General features: G+C 74.2%; 12 protein-coding genes and 2 pseudogenes. 4 read left to right on the top strand and 10 right to left on the bottom strand.

Translation table 11 applies throughout. The annotated features are described in order from the left end of the window. Nucleotides 1–7: 7 nt before the first annotated feature. From ACZ3IL_RS15865 to ACZ3IL_RS15835, 7 genes are read right to left on the bottom strand one after another with little or no spacing between them, the layout of a single operon-like run. The gene (locus tag ACZ3IL_RS15865; RefSeq protein ID WP_467390680.1) at nt 8–1,126 is read right to left on the bottom strand and encodes a sugar phosphate nucleotidyltransferase; all 1,119 of its coding nucleotides are present in this window, start codon (nt 1,124–1,126) and stop codon (nt 8–10) included. Further along, entirely contained in the window at nt 1,119–3,242 is a 2,124-nt protein-coding gene (locus ACZ3IL_RS15860; protein ID WP_467390679.1) for a glycosyltransferase, read from the bottom strand. The genes ACZ3IL_RS15865 and ACZ3IL_RS15860 overlap by 8 nt, the downstream gene beginning before the upstream one ends. Before the next feature lies 1 nt (nt 3,243). Further along, a complete protein-coding gene (locus tag ACZ3IL_RS15855) occupies nt 3,244–4,794 on the bottom strand; it encodes a hypothetical protein (RefSeq protein WP_467390677.1) in 1,551 nt (516 codons plus the stop codon). Next, the gene (locus ACZ3IL_RS15850; protein WP_467390675.1) at nt 4,791–5,591 is read right to left on the bottom strand and encodes an ABC transporter permease; all 801 of its coding nucleotides are present in this window, start codon (nt 5,589–5,591) and stop codon (nt 4,791–4,793) included. Before ACZ3IL_RS15850 ends, ACZ3IL_RS15855 begins: the two co-directional genes overlap by 4 nt. Continuing rightward, a complete protein-coding gene (locus ACZ3IL_RS15845; RefSeq protein WP_467390673.1) occupies nt 5,588–6,403 on the bottom strand; it encodes an ABC transporter permease in 816 nt (271 codons plus the stop codon). Before ACZ3IL_RS15845 ends, ACZ3IL_RS15850 begins: the two co-directional genes overlap by 4 nt. Continuing rightward, nucleotides 6,400–7,422 carry an ABC transporter ATP-binding protein gene (locus ACZ3IL_RS15840; RefSeq protein ID WP_467390671.1) on the bottom strand — a complete coding sequence of 341 codons (1,023 nt, stop codon included), beginning with the start codon at nt 7,420–7,422 and terminating at the stop codon, nt 6,400–6,402. The genes ACZ3IL_RS15845 and ACZ3IL_RS15840 overlap by 4 nt, the downstream gene beginning before the upstream one ends. Beyond that, nucleotides 7,419–8,720 carry an aspartate aminotransferase family protein gene (locus tag ACZ3IL_RS15835; RefSeq protein ID WP_467390669.1) on the bottom strand — a complete coding sequence of 434 codons (1,302 nt, stop codon included), beginning with the start codon at nt 8,718–8,720 and terminating at the stop codon, nt 7,419–7,421. Before ACZ3IL_RS15835 ends, ACZ3IL_RS15840 begins: the two co-directional genes overlap by 4 nt. A 237-nt stretch (nt 8,721–8,957) precedes the next feature. On the opposite strand from ACZ3IL_RS15835, the gene ACZ3IL_RS15830 reads away from it, so the two are divergent. The 4 genes and pseudogenes from ACZ3IL_RS15830 to ACZ3IL_RS15815 form a co-directional block, all read left to right on the top strand. Continuing rightward, nucleotides 8,958–10,022 carry a glucose-1-phosphate thymidylyltransferase gene (locus ACZ3IL_RS15830; protein ID WP_467390667.1) on the top strand — a complete coding sequence of 355 codons (1,065 nt, stop codon included), beginning with the start codon at nt 8,958–8,960 and terminating at the stop codon, nt 10,020–10,022. Next, nucleotides 10,019–10,993, top strand: a complete 975-nt coding sequence (gene rfbB, locus ACZ3IL_RS15825) for a dTDP-glucose 4,6-dehydratase (protein ID WP_467390664.1) — start codon at nt 10,019–10,021, stop codon at nt 10,991–10,993. Before ACZ3IL_RS15830 ends, rfbB begins: the two co-directional genes overlap by 4 nt. 158 nt (nt 10,994–11,151) lie before the next feature. Next, nucleotides 11,152–14,205: pseudogene (locus tag ACZ3IL_RS15820) on the top strand (alpha-amylase family glycosyl hydrolase); the annotation flags it as partial. A gap of 43 nt (nt 14,206–14,248) precedes the next feature. Then, nucleotides 14,249–17,389, top strand: a pseudogene (locus tag ACZ3IL_RS15815) (alpha-amylase family glycosyl hydrolase); the annotation flags it as partial. 94 nt (nt 17,390–17,483) lie between these two features. Here ACZ3IL_RS15815 and ACZ3IL_RS15810 read toward each other — a convergent pair. Genes ACZ3IL_RS15810 through ACZ3IL_RS15800 form a run of 3 tightly spaced genes read right to left on the bottom strand, consistent with a single transcriptional unit; the run spans nt 17,484 to nt 20,906 of the window. After that, nucleotides 17,484–18,428 (bottom strand): aldo/keto reductase, encoded by a 945-nt coding sequence (locus ACZ3IL_RS15810; RefSeq protein WP_467390662.1) that lies wholly within the window; start codon nt 18,426–18,428, stop codon nt 17,484–17,486. A gap of 55 nt (nt 18,429–18,483) precedes the next feature. Then, nucleotides 18,484–19,983, bottom strand: a complete 1,500-nt coding sequence (locus tag ACZ3IL_RS15805) for a GMC family oxidoreductase (RefSeq protein ID WP_467390660.1) — start codon at nt 19,981–19,983, stop codon at nt 18,484–18,486. After that, nucleotides 19,980–20,906, bottom strand: coding sequence for an adenosine kinase (locus tag ACZ3IL_RS15800; RefSeq protein WP_467390658.1), 927 nt, complete (start codon nt 20,904–20,906; stop codon nt 19,980–19,982). The genes ACZ3IL_RS15805 and ACZ3IL_RS15800 overlap by 4 nt, the downstream gene beginning before the upstream one ends. Nucleotides 20,907–20,955: the final 49 nt, after the last annotated feature.

Genomic DNA, 20,955 nt, shown 5'->3' with positions numbered 1-20,955 from the left:
CGCCCTCTCAGCGAGCCGCGTTCGGCGTCGGTTCGACGTGCTGGACGAAGCCGTCCTCCAGGACGACCGCGGAGTCGATGTCGGCCCCGTCGGGCACGACGGCGCCGGGCAGCACCACGCTGTGCCGCACCCGTGCCCCCGTGCCGATCCGCACCCCGGGGAAGAGCACGCTGTCCTCGACCAGGCCCCGGTTCGCCAGGTCGAGGGGGACCACCGAGCGGCGGACGCCCGGGGCCTCCCCGACCAGGGCGCGGGACAGGTGCGGCGAGAGGGTCCGGGGCAGCTCGTCCACGCCCAGGGAGGCGTCGCGGCGGGTCATCGCGAGGTGCGCGCGGTGGTAGCGCTCCACCGTGCCGATGTCCTCCCAGTGGCCCCCGACGCGGTGGCCGCGGACGCGTTCCCCGGCCGCGAGCATCGCCGGGATGACGTCCCGGCTGATGTCGTGCTGCCAGTCCGTCCCCTCCAGCTCCTCCAGGTACCGGCGCAGCACACGGGCGTCGAAGACGCAGAAGGCGGCGAACACGAGGTCGGACGTGGGGTGTTCGGGCTTCTCCACGAAGGAGGTGAGCAGGCCGTCCCGGTCGAACTCGACCATGCCGAAGAGGTGCACCCAGCGCGGGTCGATCCGCTGGTAGGCGAGGGTCAGCGCGGCCCGGCTCTCGATGTGGCCCCGGATCAGGGGCCCGTAGTCGAAGCGGTAGACGTGGTCGGCGTGCAGCACCAGGACGTGCTCCGTGCCCGGCCCGAAGATGTGCCCGCCCTTGCGGATCAGGGCGTCGGCGGTGCCCCTCTCCAGGGGCCGGGCGGGCTCCGGGAGCCGCGCGGGCAGCCCGTCCCCCGCGGCGCGGTAGGCCGCGTCGTACGGGCCGAAGTGCACCCGGAAACCGGGGGAGACGGCGTTCCACGTGGAGTGCAGGTCGTCCATGAGGAACCGCTCCTCGTACTGCGACAGCAGGAGCACCTCCCCGATCCCCGAGTCGCGCGCGTTGGCGAGGCTGAAGTCGACGAGCCGGCAGGAACCGCCGTACGGCACCAGGGGCTTCAGCCGGCCGGCCCCGAGGCGGCCCATGCGCTCGCCCCTGCCGCCGGCGAGGAGGACGGCGCGGACGGAGTCGTGCTCAGCCATGCCGCACCTCGTCCCAGGCGACCCGGCCGTTCGACAGGGTCAGGAGCAGCCGCGCGTCCGCGCCGGCCGGCGGGGCGGCGCCCCTGAACTCGCCGGGGCCCGTGCGGGTCCACTCGGTCACCTCGGCCTCCGCCCGTCCCTCCGGGCTCCGGGGGGCCGGCACGACCAGCTCGACGCGTTCCGCGTGGGCCAGCCGGTAGACCAGCCCCTCGCCCGCGGGCGCGCACCGGTCGCGCAGGAGGGCCAGCCGCTCCGGGGGCACCGCCTCCGGCCGCCGCGCCGCCACCTCCTCGCAGAGGGCGAAGTCGGCCCGTTCCCAGGCCGCCCCGAAGAGCCGCAGCGCCAGTGCGCCGGTGAGGGGCCCGAGCCGCTCGACGGCGGCGAGGTCGCCGGCCGCCACGGCCGCGTCGAGGACCTCCCCGGCCCGCTCCTCCCAGACCTCGTCCGGCAGCAGGTCGAACCAGCCGTGCCGCAGGGCGGCGTCGGTCGCGGGGCCCGGCTCCGTCCCCCGCCACAGCTCCCGGAAGACCTCCAGGTGCAGGTCGGCGCAGTGGTCCCAGGTGAAGCCGCGGGCGACCTCCCGCGCGCGGGCCGACAGGGCCCGGTACTCCTCGGGCCGGTCGTGGAAGAGCCGCACCGCGCGGCGGAAGCGGTCGGCGAGCGCGTCGACGAGGAGGGCGTCGTCCTCGGCGAAGGACCGGTTCACCGAGAAGCCGGTCCGGGTCCCGCCCTCGTCGGCGTGCCGGAAGTGGGCCGTGCCCCACTGCGCGGTGGCCACCGGCACCGCGCCGCAGGCCATCGCCTCGCCCTGGGCGATCAGGAAGGTGTCCATCTCGAACTTGGACGGGAAGACGCAGAAGTCGGCGGAGGCCGCGTAGGCGAAGACCCGGCTCTCGTCGACCCGCTCCCACTCCAGGTGCACCCGGCCCTTGTGCCGCTCGGCGACCTCGTGGAAGTACGGGTCGTCGATGCCCGTGCCGGAGATGCAGCGCAGGACGAAGTTGGCCCCGACGCCCTCCGTGAGGACCCGGTCGATCGCCCGGACCAGCTCGACCTGCCCCTTGTGGTGCACCGCGTACCGGGCGTTGTGGAAGAAGGTCGGCAGCTCCGGGTCCAGGCCGAGGCCGCCCAGGACGGCGTTGCGGTCCACCGCGCCGGGGTCCGCCGCGAGCCAGCCGTCGGATATCGCGCAGCCGCCGACGAACTGCTTGTGCGCGTTGCGGCGGACCGTACCGGCGACCGGCAGCGCGGCGAACAGGTCCTCGAACGGGGTGTCCCGGAATCCGTTGTAGAAGTCCCGCTGCCCGGGGCAGAGGAAGTCGACGCGGTCGGCGTGGTCGGCCACCAGGCCGTAGACGGTGAGGTGGTCGGGCCGGTACTCGTAGTGCAGGTGGGTCCGGGTCTGGTACTGCCGCTGGGCCTCGCGCTCGCCCGCCGGAAGCGGGGGCTCCTCGTCCCTCGGCGCGGGGGCGCCGAGCAGTTCCAGCAGCCGCCGCACCTCGGGGCCGTACACCTTCTTGGTGATCGGCATGTTGCTCTGCACCGTCGTCACCACGCTCTTCAGCGGATCGCCGGCGAGCGCGGGCGGCAGCAGGTAGTGGTAGTACGGCTCGTGGGCGTGGACGACCGCCCGCTCGTCGGCGAACCAGCCGCGCAGGAAGCGCACGCTGTCGACCTGGAAGGCGAGCGGTTTGAAGAAGGTGAGGTCCCGGCCCTTCATCGAGTACGGCGGGTAGAAGGTGTCGGGCAGCAGGTCGAGGTAGTCGTTCGACAGGAAGTAGAGGTCGACCCCCTCCAGGCGGATGCGGTGGGCCGTGGTGCGCAGCTCCACGGGGACCTCCGCCGGGAAGCCGCGCCAGAGCTCGGGGTCCAGGACGAGGGGGAGCGTGTAGCGGTCCTCGTAGTCGAGGTCCTCGACGGTGTGGCGGGCGCGCAGGTCGTCGAGGCGGCCGTGCGCCGGCGTCACCACGGACACCCGGTGCCCCTTGCGGGCGAAGGCGCGGGAGAGGTTCCAGAGGTACACGGAGGTACCGCCCTGGAGGAAGGTGTGGTCGAACCCGCAGCACTCGAAGTACGTCTCGATGATGTGCAGCGGTTCGTCGGTGGCGTCACTCACGTCAGATCCTCGTGGTGAGAGTGCGGGCGAGGGGAGAGGGCCGGCCGAGCGCCATGGCGTGACGCAGGTCGATCGCGGCGTGGTAGGGCCGGGCGTGCGCGAAGTTGTAGTCCAGTTCGTGGAGCAGCCGGCGCAGGTGGAGCAGCCGGCGCAGCGGCGCGCCGGCCGCGTCCGCCGGACCGTCCGGAGCGAGGAGGAGGGAGACGACCCGCCGCCGCCAGGCGTCCGCCGCCCCGAAGACGCGCAGCAGCACGGCCCGTTCGCGCGGCGGCAGGCCGGCGCCGCCGTCGAGGGAGGCGAGCATGGTCCGCGTGGAGTCGGTGCCCAGGAGGCGCGCGCTCTCGTACGCCGCCTCGTCGGAGGCGAAGTACTCCAGGGCCCGTTCGAGCGCCACGAGGTCCTGCAGCGGGGACTGCTCCTCCCAGCCGGGCTCGTGGGGTCCCGTGGCGGGGGTGGAGATGTCGATCAGCCCCGGCGGGTCCCACAGCAGGTGGGACAGGTGGAGGTCGCCGTGGCAGGGGCCGGAGGGGCGGCGTGCCTCCCCGGCCCCGAACGCGGTCCGCAGCAGACCCGTCTCGGCGGCGACCGCCTCGAAGGCGGAGGCGAGGGCGGACGCCGGGAGGGCCGTCTCGTCCCGGCCCCGCGCGCGGAGGGCGGCGGCCCGCTCCTCGGCGGCCCGCAGCGCGCGGGCGACCGGGTACTCGGGCGCCGGGGCGTCGCCGGCGAGCCGTACGCGCAGCTCGTCGTGGAAGGAGGACAGGAAGTCCCGCGTGGCGCCCAGGGGCGCCGCGAGCGGGGCGAGGTGGTCCCGGACGAGCCCGTCCGGGTCCGGCGCGGCCCCCGGCACCGGGTGGTCCGCGCCGCCCCGTCCGTCCGCCGCTCCCCGGTGCGCCGGGACGTCCCGGCGCACCGTCAGCTTCGGCCAGAGCGACCGGAGGTTCGCCCGCAGGGGGGTGTCGATGCCCGTGCCCGGCGTGTAGGCGTAGACCACCCCGAGCGGGAGCCGCTCGCCCCCGCCGGGCGGTACGTAGGCGTAGTCGCCGAACCAGCGGGGCGTGTGGCCGCTCCCGTCCATCAGGCGCAGCAGTTCGGGCTCCCGCACCCCGGGACCGAGCGCGCGGTACGTCTTGTGCAGGTGGGGCAGGCCGTCGATGTCGAGGAGCGAGAGCGCGTTCGAGGACCAGCCCCGGGTGAAGGGCCGTGCCGAGACCGAGCGGGGCACCGCGCCGCGGCCCCGGAACTCGACGTGCCCGCCCCGCGCGGTCCGTGTCCGCCCGCCCGCGGCGGCCAGCCGTACGCAGGCGCGGTCGAACGCCTCCGAGCCGGGCGCCTCCTCCCACCGGCCTCCGGCGTCCTCGCGGACGGGCACGGAGAAGAGCCGGCCGCGGGCCGGGCCGGCGGCGGGGGACACGACGAGGAGGGTGAGGCCGTCGCCGAGCGAAGCCTCGTCGACCACCTCGTGGCGATCGGCCCGGCGCCCGTCCTCCGGCATCCACACGGCGTCGCGCAGCAGTTCGTGGAGCTGGATGTCGCTGGTCACGCAGTTCGTCAACTCCCGGTCATCTCGTATCTGGAAAGGCCGCGGCGCCAGAGCGCCAGTGCGGCGAGCAGGGAAAGGCCGGTCACGAGCGGCAGCCACCGCACCAGCGCGGTGTCGTCGTGCAGCAGGTAGACGGCGGGCGCGTACGACGTGAAGGCGAAGGGCAGCACCCAGGTGAGGAGCGTCCGCAGCGACGGGTGGTAGAGGTCCAGCGGATAGCCCGCGAACTCGGACATCTGGGTGACCGTCTGCATCGCCGGCATGCTCGTCACCGTCCAGAAGGACAGGGAGGCGAAGAAGAGCTTCACGGCGAAGTGGATCAGGGCCCCGGCGACGACCAGCACCGGGACGAGCGCCCACTGCAGGGGCGTGGGGTCGAGGCCCAGCGCGGCGCCGGACCAGAGCACCAGGGCCGCGCCCACCGCCAGTTCGCCGAGGCCGTCGGGGTGGAAGAAGCGCTCCGACAGGAGGGCGAAGAGGGGGTTCACCGGGCGGACCAGGTAGCGGTAGAACTCGCCCCGCTGGATCAGCTTGCGGCTCAGCTCCCACAGCTGGTCGGTGAAGAGGTGGTCCAGTCCGCGCGGCAGCAGGGAGCAGCCGAGGAGGAAGAGCACCTGGTGGTAGGACCAGCCCGCGACGGCCGGCACGTGGGTGAAGACCACGCCGACGGCCAGGGTCTGGAGACCGACCCGGACGAGGAACGCCCCCGAGCCGAGCAGGAAGTCGAGCCGGTAGGCGGTGAGGCGGTGGAGCCCCACCCCGCCGAGGAAGAGGGCGAGCCGCAGGTGGCCGCCGGGGGACCGGTTCATCCGCCCAGCACCTCCAGGCGGGCGGCCGCGGCGCGCCACAGCACGGCGCACAGCAGCACCAGCCCGATCGTCCAGGCGAGCTGGTGGGCGAGGACGGCGCACGCGCCGCCGACCCCCTCGTACCGGCCGAGGAGCAGGGTGAGCGGCCCGTCCGCCATGGCGCGGAAGGGCAGGGCCATGGCGAGGGCGTGCAGGGGGCCCGGCAGCAGGGCCAGCGGGACCGTCTGGCCCGCGAAGAACGCGACGACCCCCTGCTTCACCATGCGGACGCCCCAGGTGTTCGTGGTGACGAAGCCGGCCATCCCGGTCAGCAGGTTCACGCAGAAGGCGATGACCGCCGAGAACACGGCGGACAGGAGGAAGAGCGCCGCGTCGGCCGGCCCGGGGACGGTCAGCGGCACGAAGGCGGCGAAGAGCAGGAGCAGCGGGACGCCCACCAGGAGCGCGTTGGCCGCGACCACCGGCAGGCAGGCGGCGAAACGGACCAGCGGGTAGCTCACGGGGCGCACGAGCATCACCGCGATGTCCCCCCGGTAGACCTCGGCCGCGACCTCGTCGTCCACCCTGTTCGCGTGCACCACGCCCAGCACCTGGGCGACCACGAGATAGGTGGTGATGCCCGCCGTGGTGAAGCCGCCGGGGCCGGTACCCGCCGGGTCCGGGTAGACGGCCCGCCACAGGAAGACGGTGACGGCGGCGCCGGCCGCCGCGGTGAAGCCGGTGACGAGGAAGGTCGCGCGGTACTGGAGCAGGGACTGCAGCCCGCTGGTGGCGAAGGGGACGTAGGCGCCGGCGCGCCCCGGGCGCCTCACGCCGCACCACCCTCCCGCGCGGCGGGGACGCCGCTCCGGTAGGTCTGGCGGAGCACGGTCTCCAGGTCGGGCTCGGGGGCGTAGCAGTCCGCGAGGTCGAAGTGGTCGAGGAGGAAGCCGAGGACCTGCCGGGAGGTGAAGGCGTCCGCCGGGTAGTCGACCCGTACGCGTCCCTCCGGGGTCGGGACGGCCGTCGCGCCCGGCAGCCCCGTCTCGATCCGGAGCGCGGTGTCCCCGGGGCCGGGGCCGCCGCGGTGGTCGAAGACGACCGAACGGCGGTCGGCACGGCGCAGCAGTTCGTGGAGCGTTCCCTCGTGCACGACCCGGCCGCCGTCGACGACGAGCGCGTCGTCGCAGATGGCGGAGATGTCGGAGAGGTCGTGACTGGTGAGCAGCACGGTCGTGCCCAGCTCCGCGTTGGCGCGGTTCACCAGGGTCCGGACGGCCTCCTTGAGGACCATGTCCAGGCCGATCGTGGGCTCGTCCCAGAAGACGACCGCCGGGTCGTGCAGCAGGCTCGCCGCGATCTCGGCCCGCATCCGCTGGCCGAGGCTCAGCTGGCGCACGGGCGTGGTGCCGAGGGCGTCGATGTCGAGGAGCTCCCGGTAGAGCGCCAGGTTCCGCTCGTACACCGCGTCGGGTATCCCGTAGATCCTGCGCAGGATCTGGAAGGAGTCGGGGACGGACAGATCCCACCACAGCTGGCTGCGCTGCCCGAAGACGACGCCGATCGAGCGGGCGTTGTCCCTGCGGTTCCGGTACGGCTCGATGCCGTTCACCAGGCACCGGCCGGAGGTGGGCGTCATGATGCCGGTGAGCATCTTGATCGTGGTGGACTTGCCGGCGCCGTTGGCGCCGATGTAGGCGGTCTTGGAACCGGCGCGCAGGTGGAAGGAGATGCCGTCCACGGCGCGCACGGTCCGGTATTCGCGGGTCAGGAGGGTGGAGAGGCTGCCGAGGAGGCCCGGCCGCCGCTCGGCGATCCTGAAGTCCTTGGTGAGCCGTTCGGCGACGATCACGCGGTCACCTGCCCGACGGCCCGTTCGACGGCCCGTCCGAGGATGCGCACGCCCTCGTCGAGGAGGTCCTCGTCCAGGGTGAAGGGGGGCGCGAGGCGGATGATGTGGCCGCCGACGGAGGTGCGGAGCCCCAGGTCGAGGGCGGCGGTGTACACGGCGCGGGCGATCTCGGGGGCGGGGACGCGCGTCGCGCGGTCCCGGACGAACTCCAGGCCGTACAGGAGCCCGATGCCCCGGACCTCGCCGAGCACCTCGAACCGGTCGCTCAGCTCCGCGAGTTGGCCGGCCAGCCGGTCGCCGAGCACCCGGACCCGGTCGATGAGCCGGTCGCGCTCGACCACCTCCAGCGTCGCGCGGGCGGCGGCGATCCCCAGGGGGTTGCCGGCGTAGGTGGAGGCGTAGGCGCCGGCCGGCGCGGCGGCGGGGCGGTGGAGCAGGTCGCGCCGGCCCGCGAGGACGGCGAAGGGGAAGCCGTTCGCCATCCCCTTCGACAGCGTCACCAGGTCCGGTTCCACCCCGATGAGTTCGGAGGCCAGGAAGGCTCCGGTCCGGCCGCCGCCGGTCGCCACCTCGTCCGCGACGAGGAGGACCCCGTTCTCGCGGCAGGCCGCGGAGATCCGTTCCCAGTAGCCCGGGGGCGGCACGATCACCCCGGCGGCGCCGAGCACGGGCTCGAAGAACAGGGCGGAGACGTTCGGCTTGGTGGCGATGTGGCGGGTGACGAGTCCGGCGCACCGCACCTCGCAGGAGGGGTACGTCAGCTCCAGCGGGCAGCGGTAGCAGTAAGGGGCGTACCCCAGCACGCTGTTGCCGGAGAAGGCCTGGTGGCCGACGTCCCAGTGGACCAGCATGCGGGCGCCCATGGTCTTGCCGTGGAAGCCGTGCCGCAGGGCCCCGACGCGGTTGCGTCCCGGTTCGGCGGTGGACTGGACGACGCGGAGCGCGGCCTCCACCACCTCCGCCCCGGTGGAGAACAGCGCGTAGGTGTCGAGGTGTTCGGGCAGGAGGCGCGCCAGCAGCTCGAAGAAGCCGGCCCGTTCGGGCGTCGCGCTGTCGTGGACGTTCCACAGCCGCCCGGCCTGCCGGGTCAGCGCCGCGACGACCTCGGGGTGGCCGTGGCCCAGCGACTGCGTCAGGGTGCCGGCGGCGAAGTCCAGGTACTGGTTGCCGTCCAGGTCCGTGAGGACGGCGCCGCGCCCCTCGGCGAAGACGCGTCCCGCGAGCGCGGCCTCCTCGGAGGCGCCGGGCGCCAGGTGCCGCGCCTCCCTGGCCAGCAGTTCCCGCTGGTGACCTGCCACCGTTCCCCCTGATCGGTCGAACTGATTCGAATTTTCGGCCAGTTGATCGTTTCGAGAGGCGAGTCAAACATCTTCGGTCGACTCCTAGCAAGGGGTTGCAGAAACTTTCAGAAAGAGGTTGCGGATCATGTGGCGGCTCTGCTTGAGTCGCCGGTGCGAACGCCGACAGAGGTACCGATCGCGAGGAGGGACCGTGCACAGACGCCCCCGTACCGCACCCGACCGAAGGCAGCCGATGTGAAGGCCCTGGTCCTGGCCGGAGGAACCGGCAGCCGCCTGCGCCCGTTCACCCACTCCGGGACCAAACAACTGCTGCCGATCGCCAACAAACCGGTGCTCTTCTACGGCCTCGAGTCCATCGCGGCCGCAGGAATCCGCGACGTGGGCCTCATCGTGGGGAACTACGCGCACGACGTCCGGGAGGCGGCCGGAGACGGAAGCTCCTTCGGACTCGACCTCACCTACATCCACCAGGACCGCCCCCTGGGCCTGGCCCACGCCGTCGCCACGGCCCGCGGCTTCCTGGCCGACGACGACTTCCTCCTCTACCTCGGGGACAACTACCTCCAGGACGGCGTGGCGGACTTCGTCGCCCACGCCGCGGCCGAGCCCGCGGCGGCCCGGCTCCTCGTCACCCCCGTCCCCGACCCCAGCGCCTTCGGCGTGGTGGAGGTCGACGGGGGAGGCCGGGTGACCCGGGTGGAGGAGAAACCCGCCCACCCGCGCAGCGACCTCGCCCTCATCGGGGTCTACGCCTTCACGCCCGCGCTGCACGAGGCGGTGGCCGCGATCCGGCCCTCCGCCCGGGGTGAACTCGAACTCACCCACGCGATCCAGTGGCTCGTCGACGGAGGACACCCCGTACGGGCCGAGGCGACCACCTCCGTCTGGCGCGACACCGGAAGCGTGGACGACATGCTGGAGGCGAACCGGCACGTCCTGGACGGCCTGACCGGACGCCTCGACGGCAAGGTCGACCCCGACAGCGCCGTGGTGGGCCGCGTCCTCCTCGGCGAGGGGGCCGTGGTCCGCGGCTCGCGGATCACCGGACCCGTGGTGATCGGCCCCGGCAGCGTCATCAGCGACGCCGTCATCGGCCCCTACACCTCGATCGGCGCCAACTGCCGGGTGCACGACAGCTCCATCGAGGCGTCGGTCCTGCTCGACGGGGCCGACGTCGAACGGGCCGGCCGCATCGAGCGCTCCTTCATCGGCCGCGACGCCGTCGTGGCGGCCCCCCGATACCCGTACGCCCACCGCCTCGTGCTCGGCGACCACAGCAAGGTGCACCTCCACTCATGACCCGACACGTCCTCGTCACCGGCGGCGCCGGCTTCATCGGCTCCGCCCACGTCCTGCGCCTCCTCGGCCCCGGCGGGCCGCCCGACACCGCCGTGACCGTCCTCGACGACCTCACCTACGCGGGCGACACGGCCCACCTCGACCCGGTGCGCGACCACCCGCGCTTCCGCTTCGTACGGGGCAGCGTCACCGACGCAGGCCTCGTCGACCGGATCGTGCCCGGCCACCACGACCTCGTGCACTTCGCGGCCGAGTCCCACGTGGACCGGTCGATCCGCGACGGCTCGCCGTTCGTCCGCACCAACGTCCTCGGCACGCAGACGCTCCTCGACGCCGCCGTCCGGCACGGCGTGCGGACGTACGTCCAGATCTCCACCGACGAGGTGTACGGATCGATCGCCGCGGGCGCCGCCGCGGAGGACGCCCCGCTCCGCCCCAGCTCGCCCTACGCGGCCTCCAAGGCCGCCGGCGACCTCATGGCGCTCGCCCACCACACGACCCACGGCCTGGACGTCCGCGTCACCCGCTGCTCCAACAACTTCGGGCCGCGCCAGCACCCCGAGAAGCTCATCCCGCGCTTCGTCACCACCCTCCTGGCCGGCGGCGACGTGCCCCTGTACGGCGACGGCCTCCAGATCCGCGACTGGCTCCACGTGGAGGACCACGTCACCGCCGTCGAACTGGTCAGGACCGGCGGGCGCCCGGGCCGCGTCTACAACATCGGGGGCGGCACGTCCCTCACCAACCTGGACCTGACCCACCGTCTCCTCGCCCTGTGCGGTGCCGGACCGGACCGGATCGCCCGGGCGGCGGACCGCAAGGGCCACGACCAGCGCTACGCGGTCGACGACACCCGCATCCGGCGCGAACTGGGCTACCGGCCCCGCGCCGACTTCGCGCGGGCGCTCGCCGACACCGTCCGCTGGTACGCGGACCGGCACGCCACCCCTGCCGGACCCGCCCGGCCCTGAACCGGCTTCCGGCCCTCCTTCTCCGGCCTTCCTCTTGCCGGCCCTCCTTCTCCGGCCTTCCTCTCCCCGGCCTTCCTTCTCCCCGCCCTTCCCTCCCGCCCACGCTCCCGAGGAGCAGCACTCCCGTGACCGGACTCATCCGGCGCTCCGCCGTGCCCCTGGCGACCGCCCTGCTGGCGACGGCCCTCGTCGGCACGCCGTCGACCGCGTCCACGACCGCGACCCCGCCCCCGCCCCCGTCGGACCGGGCGCTCGCGGCCCAGCCCGCCCGCCACGACCTCACCCGCGAGCAGTTCTACCTGGCCCTGCCCGACCGGTTCGCCAACGGCGACCCCTCCAACGACCGGGGCGGCCTCGCCGGCACCCGCATGGAGACCGGTTTCGACCCCACCGACAAGAGGTTCTTCCAGGGCGGCGACCTCAAGGGCCTCACGCAGCGGCTCGACTACATCAAGGGCCTCGGCACCACCGCCCTGTGGATGGCGCCCGTCTTCACCAACATCCCCGTCCAGGACCGGGGCGGCGCCACGGGGGCGAGCGCCGGCTACCACGGCTACTGGATCACCGACTTCACCCGGGTCGACCCCCACTTCGGGACCAACGACGACCTGCGGAAGCTGGTCGACGCCGCCCACGCCAAGGGCATGAAGGTCTTCTTCGACGTCATCACCAACCACACCGCCGACACCGTCGACTACGCGGAGAAGGAGTACGGCTACCGCCCCAAGGGCGCCCACCCGTACCTCGACACCACCGGGCGCCCCTTCGACGACACCGCCGGGGTGCCCCGGGTCGACGCCGACTCCTTCCCCTACACCCCCGTCCCGACGGGCCGCACCAAGGTCCCCGCCTGGCTCAACGACCCCACGATGTACCACAACCGGGGCGACTCCACCTTCGTCGGCGAGAGCGGCCTCTACGGCGACTTCTTCGGCCACGACGACCTGTGGACCGAACGCCCCGAGGTCGTCGAGGGCATGAAGAGGATCTACGAGACCTGGGTCCACGACTTCGGCATCGACGGCTTCCGCGTCGACACCGCCAAGAACGTCGACATGGCGTTCTGGACCCAGTGGGCCACCGCCCTCGACGCCTACGCGGCCCGGCAGGGACGCGAGGACTTCTTCATGTTCGCCGAGGCGTTCTCCGCCGACGCGGCCGTCACCGCCCCCTACGTCACCCGGGGCCGCCTCGACGCCACCCTCGACTTCCCCCTCCAGGCCGCCCTGCGCAACTACGTCTCGCGCGGCGGACCGGCCGGAGACCTCGCGCACGTCCTCGCCCAGGACCACCGCTACACCACCGACAGGGCCAACGCCTACGAACAGGTCACCTTCCTCGGCAGCCACGACATGGGCCGGATCGGGACCTTCCTGGCCCAGGACAACCCGGGCGCCGACGACGCCGAACTGCTCCGCCGCGACCGGCTCGCCCACGAACTGCTCCTCCTCACCCGCGGCAACCCCGTCGTCTACGAGGGCGACGAGCAGGGCTTCACCGGCGCCGGCGGCGACTCCGACAGCCGGCAGACCCTCTTCGCCTCCCGGGTCCCCGACTACCTGGACGACGACCAGCTCGGCACCGACCGCACCCACGCCACCGACGCGTACGACACCGGCCACCCGCTCTACCGCTCCATCGCCGCCCTCTCCCGCCTGACGAAACGCCACCCCGCCCTGCGCGACGGCGTCCAGACCGAGCGGTACACCGCCGGGGGACAGGGCGTCTACGCCTTCTCCCGCTTCGACGCCCGTCACCGCACCGAGTACCTCGTCGCCGTCAACAACGCCGAGGAACCCCGCACCGCCGAGGTGCCCACCGGCGCCCCCCACCAGGACCTGCTGCCGCTGTACGGCACCCGCCGCGCCCTGCGCAGCGGCCCCGACGGCACCGTGACCCTCACCGTCCCGGCCCTGTCGGCCGTCGTCCTCAAGGCGCGCACCCCGCTGCCCCGCACCCCCGGGGCGCCGTCCCTCACCCTCACCGTCCCGCCCCCGGGAGCCCTCGGCACCGTGGAGATCTCCGCGGCCGTCTCCGGAGACCCCCTGAGCCGGGTGGTCTTCGCCGCCCAGGCCGGCGACGGCCCCTGGCAGGTCCTCGGCTCCGCCGACCACGCCCCGTACAAGGTCACCCAGAACCTGCCCACGACCCTGCCCGCGGGCACCGCGGTCCGCTACAAGGCCGTCGCCGTGGACGGCACCGGCCGCACCGCCTCCGCCCTGGGCACCACCACGACCGGCGAGGTCCCGCCCCCGGTCCCGCCGAAGGCCGAACGCCGGCACGTCGTCGTGCACCACCAGCGGCAGGACGGCGACTACGAGGGACTGCGGCTGCGCGCCGGCTCCGTCACCGCCGACTTCGCGGGCCGTGACGCGTACGGCGCCTTCGCCTGGGTGACCCCGCCCGAGAACGGCACGCGGCTCTCCTTCACCGTGGAGAAGGACGGCGTCCCCGACGCCCCCGCACGCGTCCTCGACGTCACGGCCGCCGGAGAGGTCTGGACCCGCGAGGGCACCACCCTCGTCGACGCCACGCGTCCCGCCGGGACCCCGGAACCCCAGGACCCGGCCACGGCGGTGATCCACTACCACCGGCCCGACGGGGACTACGACGGCTGGGGAATGCACGCCTGGACCGGGGCCGCCCACCCGCCCGAGTGGAACGACCCGATCCGCCCCGTGCGCCGGGACGCCTTCGGGCTGGTCTTCGAGGTCCCCCTCCGCAAGGGCGCCGGCTCCCTGAGCTACATCCTCCACAAGAAGGAGGAGAAGGACGTCTCCGGCGACGAAGTCCTCGACCTCCGCCTCCACGGCCGGGAGGTCTGGCGCCTCGCCGGGGAGGCCGCCTATCTGTCCCCCTCGCTCGGCGGGGCCTTCCCGCTCGACCTGGACCGCGACGACGCGGTCTGGCTCGACGACACCACCGTCGTCTGGCGCGGCACCGGGACCGGAGTCGCCAGCCAGCAGCTCGTCTACGCCCCCGGCGGCATCACGCTCACCGGCGGAAGGCTCTCCGACGAGGGCCGGTGGCTGCGCCTCACCCCCACGGCCCTCACCGCCGCACAGCGCGCCGCGCACCCCGCGTACGAAGGCTGGTCGGCCTTCGCCATCGACCCCCGTGACCTCGACCGAGCCGCCGAGGCACGGCGGGGACAGCTCATCGCCACCCAGCGAGCCGCCGACGGAGCCCTGCTCGGCGCGACCGGCGTCCAGCTGCCCCCGCACTGAAGACAGCCCATCCGGAAGGGACCCAGACGTGCACGACACCCCCGCCCCCGCCCGGGCCGCGTACCGCCCCGCCCGCCGCGCGGCACGCGTCGCGGTCGCCACCGCGGTCGCCCTCGTGGCGACCGCGCTCACCGCCCACGCCCCGGCGGCGGCCGGCCACCGGCCGCCGCCCCCGCCCCCGTCGGACCGCGCGCTCGCGGCCCAGCCGGCCCGTCACGACCTGACCCGCGAGCAGTTCTACTTCGTGCTGCCCGACCGGTTCGCCAACGGCGACCCCTCCAACGACCGGGGCGGTCTCACCGGCAGCCGCACCGAGACCGGTTTCGACCCCACGGACAAGGGCTTCTACCAGGGCGGCGACCTCAAGGGCCTCACCCAGCGGCTCGACTACATCAAGGGCCTCGGCACCACCGCCATCTGGATGGCGCCGATCTTCCGGAACAAGCCGGTGCAGGGCGTCGGCAAGGACGTCTCCGCCGGCTACCACGGCTACTGGATCACCGACTTCACCCGCGTCGACCCCCACTTCGGGACCAACGACGACCTGCGGAAGCTGATCGCCGCCGCCCACGCCAAGGGCATGAAGGTCTTCTTCGACGTCATCACCAACCACACCGCCGACGTCATCAGGCCGGCCGAGAACCGGAACGCCTACCGCAGCAAGGGCGCCCACCCCTACCTGGACAGCACCGGTCGCCCCTTCGACGACACGAGGACCTCCGCGCGGGTGGACCCCGACGGCCTCCCGTACACCCCCGTCACCGACCCGGCGGAGAAGGACGCCAAGAAGCCGGCCTGGCTCAACGACCCCACGATGTACCACAACCGGGGCGACTCCACCTTCGTCGGCGAGAGCGGCCTCTACGGCGACCACACCGGGCTCGACGACCTGTGGACCGAACGCCCCGAGGTCGTCCGCGGACTCGCCGAGATCTACCAGCGCTGGGTCCACGACTTCGGCATCGACGGCTTCCGCGTCGACACCGTCAAGAACGTCGACATGGCGTTCTGGACCCAGTGGGCCACCGCCCTCGACGCCTACGCCGCCGCGCACGGGCGGAAGGACTTCCTCATCTTCGGCGAGGTCCTCTCCTCCGACCCCGCCGTCACCGCCCCCTACGTCACCCGGGGCCGCCTCGACTCCACCCTCGACTTCCCCCTCCAGCAGGCCGTCCGCGACGTCACGTCCCTCGGCCGCCCGCCCTCCTCCCTCGCGGAGGTCTTCGCCCAGGACTACCGCTACACCACCGACAGGGCCAACGCCTACGAGCAGGTCACCTTCCTCGGCAACCACGACATGGGCCGCATCGGCGCCTTCCTCGCCCAGGACAACCCGGGCGCCTCCGACCGGGAACTCCTCCTCCGGTCCCGGCTCGCCCAGGAGATCCTCTTCCTCTCCCGCGGCAACCCGGTGGTCTACGCCGGCGACGAGCAGGGCTTCACCGGCGCCGGCGGCGACAAGGACGCCCGCCAGACCCTGTTCGCCTCCCGGGTCCCCGACTACCTCGACGACGACCTCATCGGCACCGACCGCACCCACGCCACCGACGCCTACGACACCGGCCACCCGCTCTACCGCTCCGTCGCCGCCCTCTCCCGCCTGACGAAGCGCCACCCCGCCCTGCGCGACGGCGTCCAGATCCAGCGGTACGCGGACGCCCGCGGCCCCGGTGTCCACGCCGCCTCCCGGATCGACCCGAGGAGCCGCACCGAGTACCTGGTCGCGGTCAACAACGCCACCGCCCCGCGGACCGTCACCTTCCGCACGGGCACCTCACGCGCCCTGTTCGTCCCGCTCCACGGAAGCGTCCGGGCGGTCCGCAGCGACGGCGACCGCGAGGTCACCCTCACCGTCCCCGCCCTCTCCTCCGTCGTCCTCAGGGCCGTCCGCCCCCTCGACGCCCCGCGCGCCGCACCCGCCGTGACCCTCACCGCCCCGGCCGCCGGGGCCACCGGCACCGTCGAGCTCTCCGCCGCCGTCACCGGCGGCGAACTCAGCCGCGTCGTCTTCGCCGCCCAGACCGGCGACGGCCCCTGGCAGGTCCTCGGCTCCGCCGACCACGCCCCGTACAAGGTCACCCAGAACCTGCCGGCCGACCTGGCCGAGGGCACCCCGCTGCGGTACAAGGCCGTCGTCGTCGACGAACGGGGACGCACCGCGAGCGGCCTCGCCGCGACCACCGCGGGCCGCCCCGCCGCCCCCGGCCGCCCCAGCGCCTTCGAACGCGACTACGCCGTCGTCCACTACCGGCGCCCCGGCGGCGACTACACGGGCTGGAAGCTCTCCGCGGACGGCGCGACCGCGGAGTTCACCGGCCGCGACGCCTTCGGCGCCTTCGCCTGGGTCAAGGTCGCCCCCGGCACCGACAGCGTCTCCTACACCGTCGAGAAGGACGGCGTCGCCGACGGCCCCGCGCGCGCCGTCGCCCTGCGCCGCACCGGAGAGGTGTGGATCACCCAGGGCCGGGACGACCAGTCCGAGACCGTACCGGCCGGGGTCTACCCGCCGCAGGACGAACGCAAGGCCGTCATCCACTACCGCCGGCCGGACGGCGACCACACCGGCTGGGGACTGCACACCTGGACCGGCGCCGCCGCCCCCACCGACTGGACATGGCCGCTCACCCCGGTCCGCACCGACGCCTTCGGCGCCGTCTTCGAGGTGCCGCTCGCCGAGGGGGCCACCTCGCTCAGCTACATCGTCCACCGGGGCGACGAGAAGGACCTCCCCAGCGACCGCTCGCTGGAGTTCGGCTCCCACGGCAAGGAGGTCTGGCTCGTCGGCGGCGACACCGGCTACCTCCTGCCCGGCAACCGCACCGTCCCCGACCTGGACCTCTCCCGCTCCAAGGCGGCCTGGGTCGACGGCACCACCCTCGTGTGGGACGTCAGGGCGACCGACTCCACCAGCCAGCAGCTCGTCTACGGCCCGGGTGGCATCGCCGTCGAGGACGGCGCCCTCACCGACGAGGGCCGCTGGCTGCGGCTGCTGCCCGCCGCCCTCACCGGCGAACAGCTGGCCGCCCACCCCGGTCTGGCGGGACGGCAGGCCTTCGTCGTCGACCCGCGCGACCGCGACCGCATACCGGAGGCCCTGCGCGGCCAGCTCGTCGCGACCCAGCGGAACACCGCGGGCGCCCTGCTCGCGGCGACGGGCGTGAGCGGGGCGCCCACGCGCTGACCCGCGGACCCGAACGGGCCGTGCCCCCCGCCGAGTGGCGGGGGGCACGGCCCGTTCGGGCGACCGGGGCGGCGGCGCGCCCTCAGGGGAGCGGCGCGCCGCGCGCCGCCGTCCACAGCGCGTACCACTCCTCGTGCCCGAGGGCGGGTGGCCGGGAGACGGCGTCGCGGCAGGCGCGGACGCGCTCGGGACGCGAGGTGCCGATCACCGGCACGATCCCGGCGGGATGGCGCTGGAGCCACCACAGCACGACGGCCTCCGGGGTGGTGTCCGCGGCCCGCGCGAGCCGGGCCACGAGCGCGGCGGCCGGGCCGGCCTGCGGGTCGGAGAAGCGGCCGCCGGCGAGCGCCCCCCAGGCCTGGAGCTCCATGCCCTGTTCCAGGCAGTACTCCACGGTGCCCGCGGGGAAGCCGACGCCGGCGCCCGCCGGGGTGTTGACGAGCACGCCCTCCTCGACCCAGTCCCGGCGGTGCAGGCTCATCTCCAGCTGGTTGACGGTCAGCGGCAGGTCCAGGAAGGACCGCAGCCGGGCGATCTGGGCCGCGTGCATGTTGGACACGCCGAAACGGCGGACCATGCCCTGCCGGTGCAGGGAGGCGAGCGCGGCGGCCAGCTCCTCCGGATCGGCCAGCGGGTCGGGCCGGTGCAGCAGCAGGACGTCGACGTGGTCCGTCCGCAGCCGGGCGAGGCTCTCCTCCACCCGGCGCAGCACGCTCGGACCGCGCAGGTCGTACAGGCCGGGCCGGTCCCCCTCGGGGAGCCGGATGCCGCACTTGGTCTGGAGGGTGATCCGTTCGCGCAGCCCCGGCGCCCGGGACAGCACCTCGCCGAAGACGGCCTCCGACTTGCCGTACCGGTAGATGTCCGCGTGGTCGAACACCGTGACGCCGATGTCGAGGGCCGCCTCGACGGCCGCCTCGGCGCGGGCGACGTCGGCGGCCGTGTGGGGGAGGGTGTCCCAGCCACCGCCGAGGCCCATGCATCCGTACACCAGGCGTCCTCCGCCGGTGGCGGGTGGTTCCGTCATGTCCGTCGCTCCTTGTCCGGGACGTGGTCGTGGGGCGCGGGCCCGGCGCGGCCGGTCACGGGACGGGCGCGCCGGTGACGGCGGCCGCCAGCGACTCGGCGGCGGCGAGGACGGGCAGCTGGGTGTTGGCGGCCGGAACCGTCGGCAGGACCGAGGCGTCCGCCACCCGGAGGTTCTCCACGCCGCGCACCCGTCCCTCGCCGTCCACCACCGCCGACGGATCGTCCTCGGGGCCCATCGCACAGGTTCCCACCGGATGCCAGTAGGTGCCGAGCCGCGCGCGCAGCTCCTCCTCCGGCAGCTCGTGCGGGGCGGCCGTCCCCTCCGGCAGGGACGCGAGCCCCTTCAGCGCGGCGGACCCGGCGAAACGCAGGGCCGTCTCCAGACCCGACCGGAGCACGGCCAGGTCGCGTCCCCCCGGATCGGACAGGAAACCGGGATCGATGTCCGGGGCGGCGAGCGGATCGGCCGAGCGGAGCCGTACGGTGCCCCGGGAGAGGGGCTTCACCAGGAACGCGGACACCCCCGCCTCGTACGTCCCCGGCGGCAGCGAACCGAAGAGCGGCGGTCCGGCGGCGGGCAGGACGTGCAGGTCCCAGCCGCCCTCCGGGGCGTACTCGCTCGCGACCCGGACGAGGACCCGGCTCACGTACAGTTCGCCCTCGCGCTCCTTCTCCGCCAGGGCGGCGTTCAGCTCCGGCGTCGGTACGAGGGGGAGGAACACGCCGGGCTGGTCGCTGAGGTTCGCCCCCACCCCCGGAAGGTCCACGACGGGCACGACGCCCGCCCTCCGCAGCGGGTCCGCGGGGCCGATGCCGCTGCGCATCAGCAGGGCGGGGGAGCCGAAGGCGCCGCTCGCCGCCACGTACAGGCCGGCGCGGAGCGTCCGGGGCGCGCCGTCGACGAGCACGGTCACCCCGTCCACCCGGCCGCCGCGCAGGAGCAGCCGGTCGGCGACGGCGCCGGCCAGGACCGTGAGGTTCGGGCGCGCCCGGACCCCGGGGCCGAGATAGGCGAGCGCGGCGTTCCGGCGCAGGCCGTCGTGGGCGTTGAGCAGGGGGCGGCCGTACCCGGGCGGGCCGGGCCGCGCCATGTCGACCTCCTCGTGGCCCAGTTCGCGGGCGGCGGCGAGGGAGGCCCGGCTCCAGGGGGACAGTTCGCGGTCGGGCACCGTGCGCAGGCCCATGGCGCGCACGGCCGCGGAACGGTACGGCGCCATGGCCTCCGCTCCCCAGCGCGCCCCTCCCGCCCGTACCCATTCGTCGTGGTCGGCGTCCGAACCCCAGGTGTTCCAGCAGCCGTTGACGCAGGAGGAGCCGCCGATCACGCGGGCGCGGAAGCGGTGGGCGGCCACCCGGCGCTCCCACACGTCGTCGCGGGGGAGGGCGCGGGCGTCGAGCAGCGGGGCGGGCCAGCCGCCGGGCTCCGGCCCGTAGTCGGGTCCCGCCTCGACCAGGCACACCGTCCGCCCGGCGTCCTCGCTGAGACGGGCGGCCAGGACGCAGCCCGCGACGCCTCCGCCGAGGACGACGACGTCGTAGGAGCCGGCGCTCACGCCCCGGCTCCCGCGCCGGTGAGCGCGGCGACCTCGTCGAGGAGGGCCGCGCGGCCGATGGCGTCGCTCCCGGTGGCGGGTACGGTGCAGGCGTACGCCCCGGCGACGGCGCCGTACAGGGCGCACCGCGCGGGGGGTTCGCCGTTGAGGCGGCCGTAGAGGAAGGCGGCGGCGTAGGCGTCGCCCGCGCCGTTGGAGTCGACGACCGGCGCGCGGGGGGCGACCGCCGGGACGTGGTCGAGCGTGCCGTCGGACGTCAGCAGGTAGGAACCCTCGGCGCCGGCGGTGGCGACGACCACCTCGGCCCGGCCCCGCTCCAGGACGCGCCGCATGGTCCGTTCGTGGTCGGCCAGGGCGGTGGTGGAGACGAAGACCACGTCCGCGCCGTGGGCGAACTCCTCGTGGTAGGGGTTCTCGCCGTCCCAGTTGTGGAGGTCCGTGGAGACGGTGAGGCCGGCCTCGCGCAGCAGGGGCAGGGTGAAGGCGCACGGGTAGGTGAGGGAGACGTGCGCGTGGCGGCTGACCGAGGCCAGCCGCCGCACCAGGTCCTCGGGGAGCCGGTCGGACTCCCGCGAGCGGCTGTCGTCGTAGAGGGAGAGACGGCGCCCCCCGGGGTCGACCAGGTTGACGGCCCGCTTCGTCCCGCCGGGCAGGGGCACCTCGGTGAAGTCGATGCCCCGGTCGCGGTGGAAGGCGCGGACGAGGTCCCCGGACGGGTCGTCGCCGATCATGTCGACGTGGTGCGTGCGCAGCCCCAGGGAGTGCAGGCCCAGCGCCACGAAGTCCCCGGTCTGGCCCGCGCGGGTCTCGATGCCGGGCCGGATCATGTAGCTGTCGGCGTAGGGGAGCGGAAGCTCGGGAACGTACACGATCGTGTCGACGCCCGCCCCTCCCAGGACGAGGACGTCGTACTCGCTGCTCATTGCTGTTCCTCTCGCGAAGGGGCCGCAACGACCGTCGGCCACCGGTGAG

It is taken from the genome of Streptomyces sp. NPDC014907 (assembly GCF_055562975.1).
This window is presented reverse-complemented; position numbering and strand designations above follow the sequence as displayed.

Excerpts from the sequence above, each read along its gene's own strand:
- ACZ3IL_RS15865 (WP_467390680.1), bottom strand. The coding sequence starts at position 1,126 with ATGGCTGAGCACGACTCCGTCCGCGCCGTCCTCCTCGCCGGCGGCAGG.
- ACZ3IL_RS15850 (WP_467390675.1), bottom strand. The coding sequence starts at position 5,591 with ATGAACCGGTCCCCCGGCGGCCACCTGCGGCTCGCCCTCTTCCTCGGC.
- rfbB (WP_467390664.1), top strand. The coding sequence starts at position 10,019 with ATGACCCGACACGTCCTCGTCACCGGCGGCGCCGGCTTCATCGGCTCC.
- ACZ3IL_RS15810 (WP_467390662.1), bottom strand. The coding sequence starts at position 18,428 with ATGACGGAACCACCCGCCACCGGCGGAGGACGCCTGGTGTACGGATGC.
- ACZ3IL_RS15800 (WP_467390658.1), bottom strand. The coding sequence starts at position 20,906 with ATGAGCAGCGAGTACGACGTCCTCGTCCTGGGAGGGGCGGGCGTCGAC.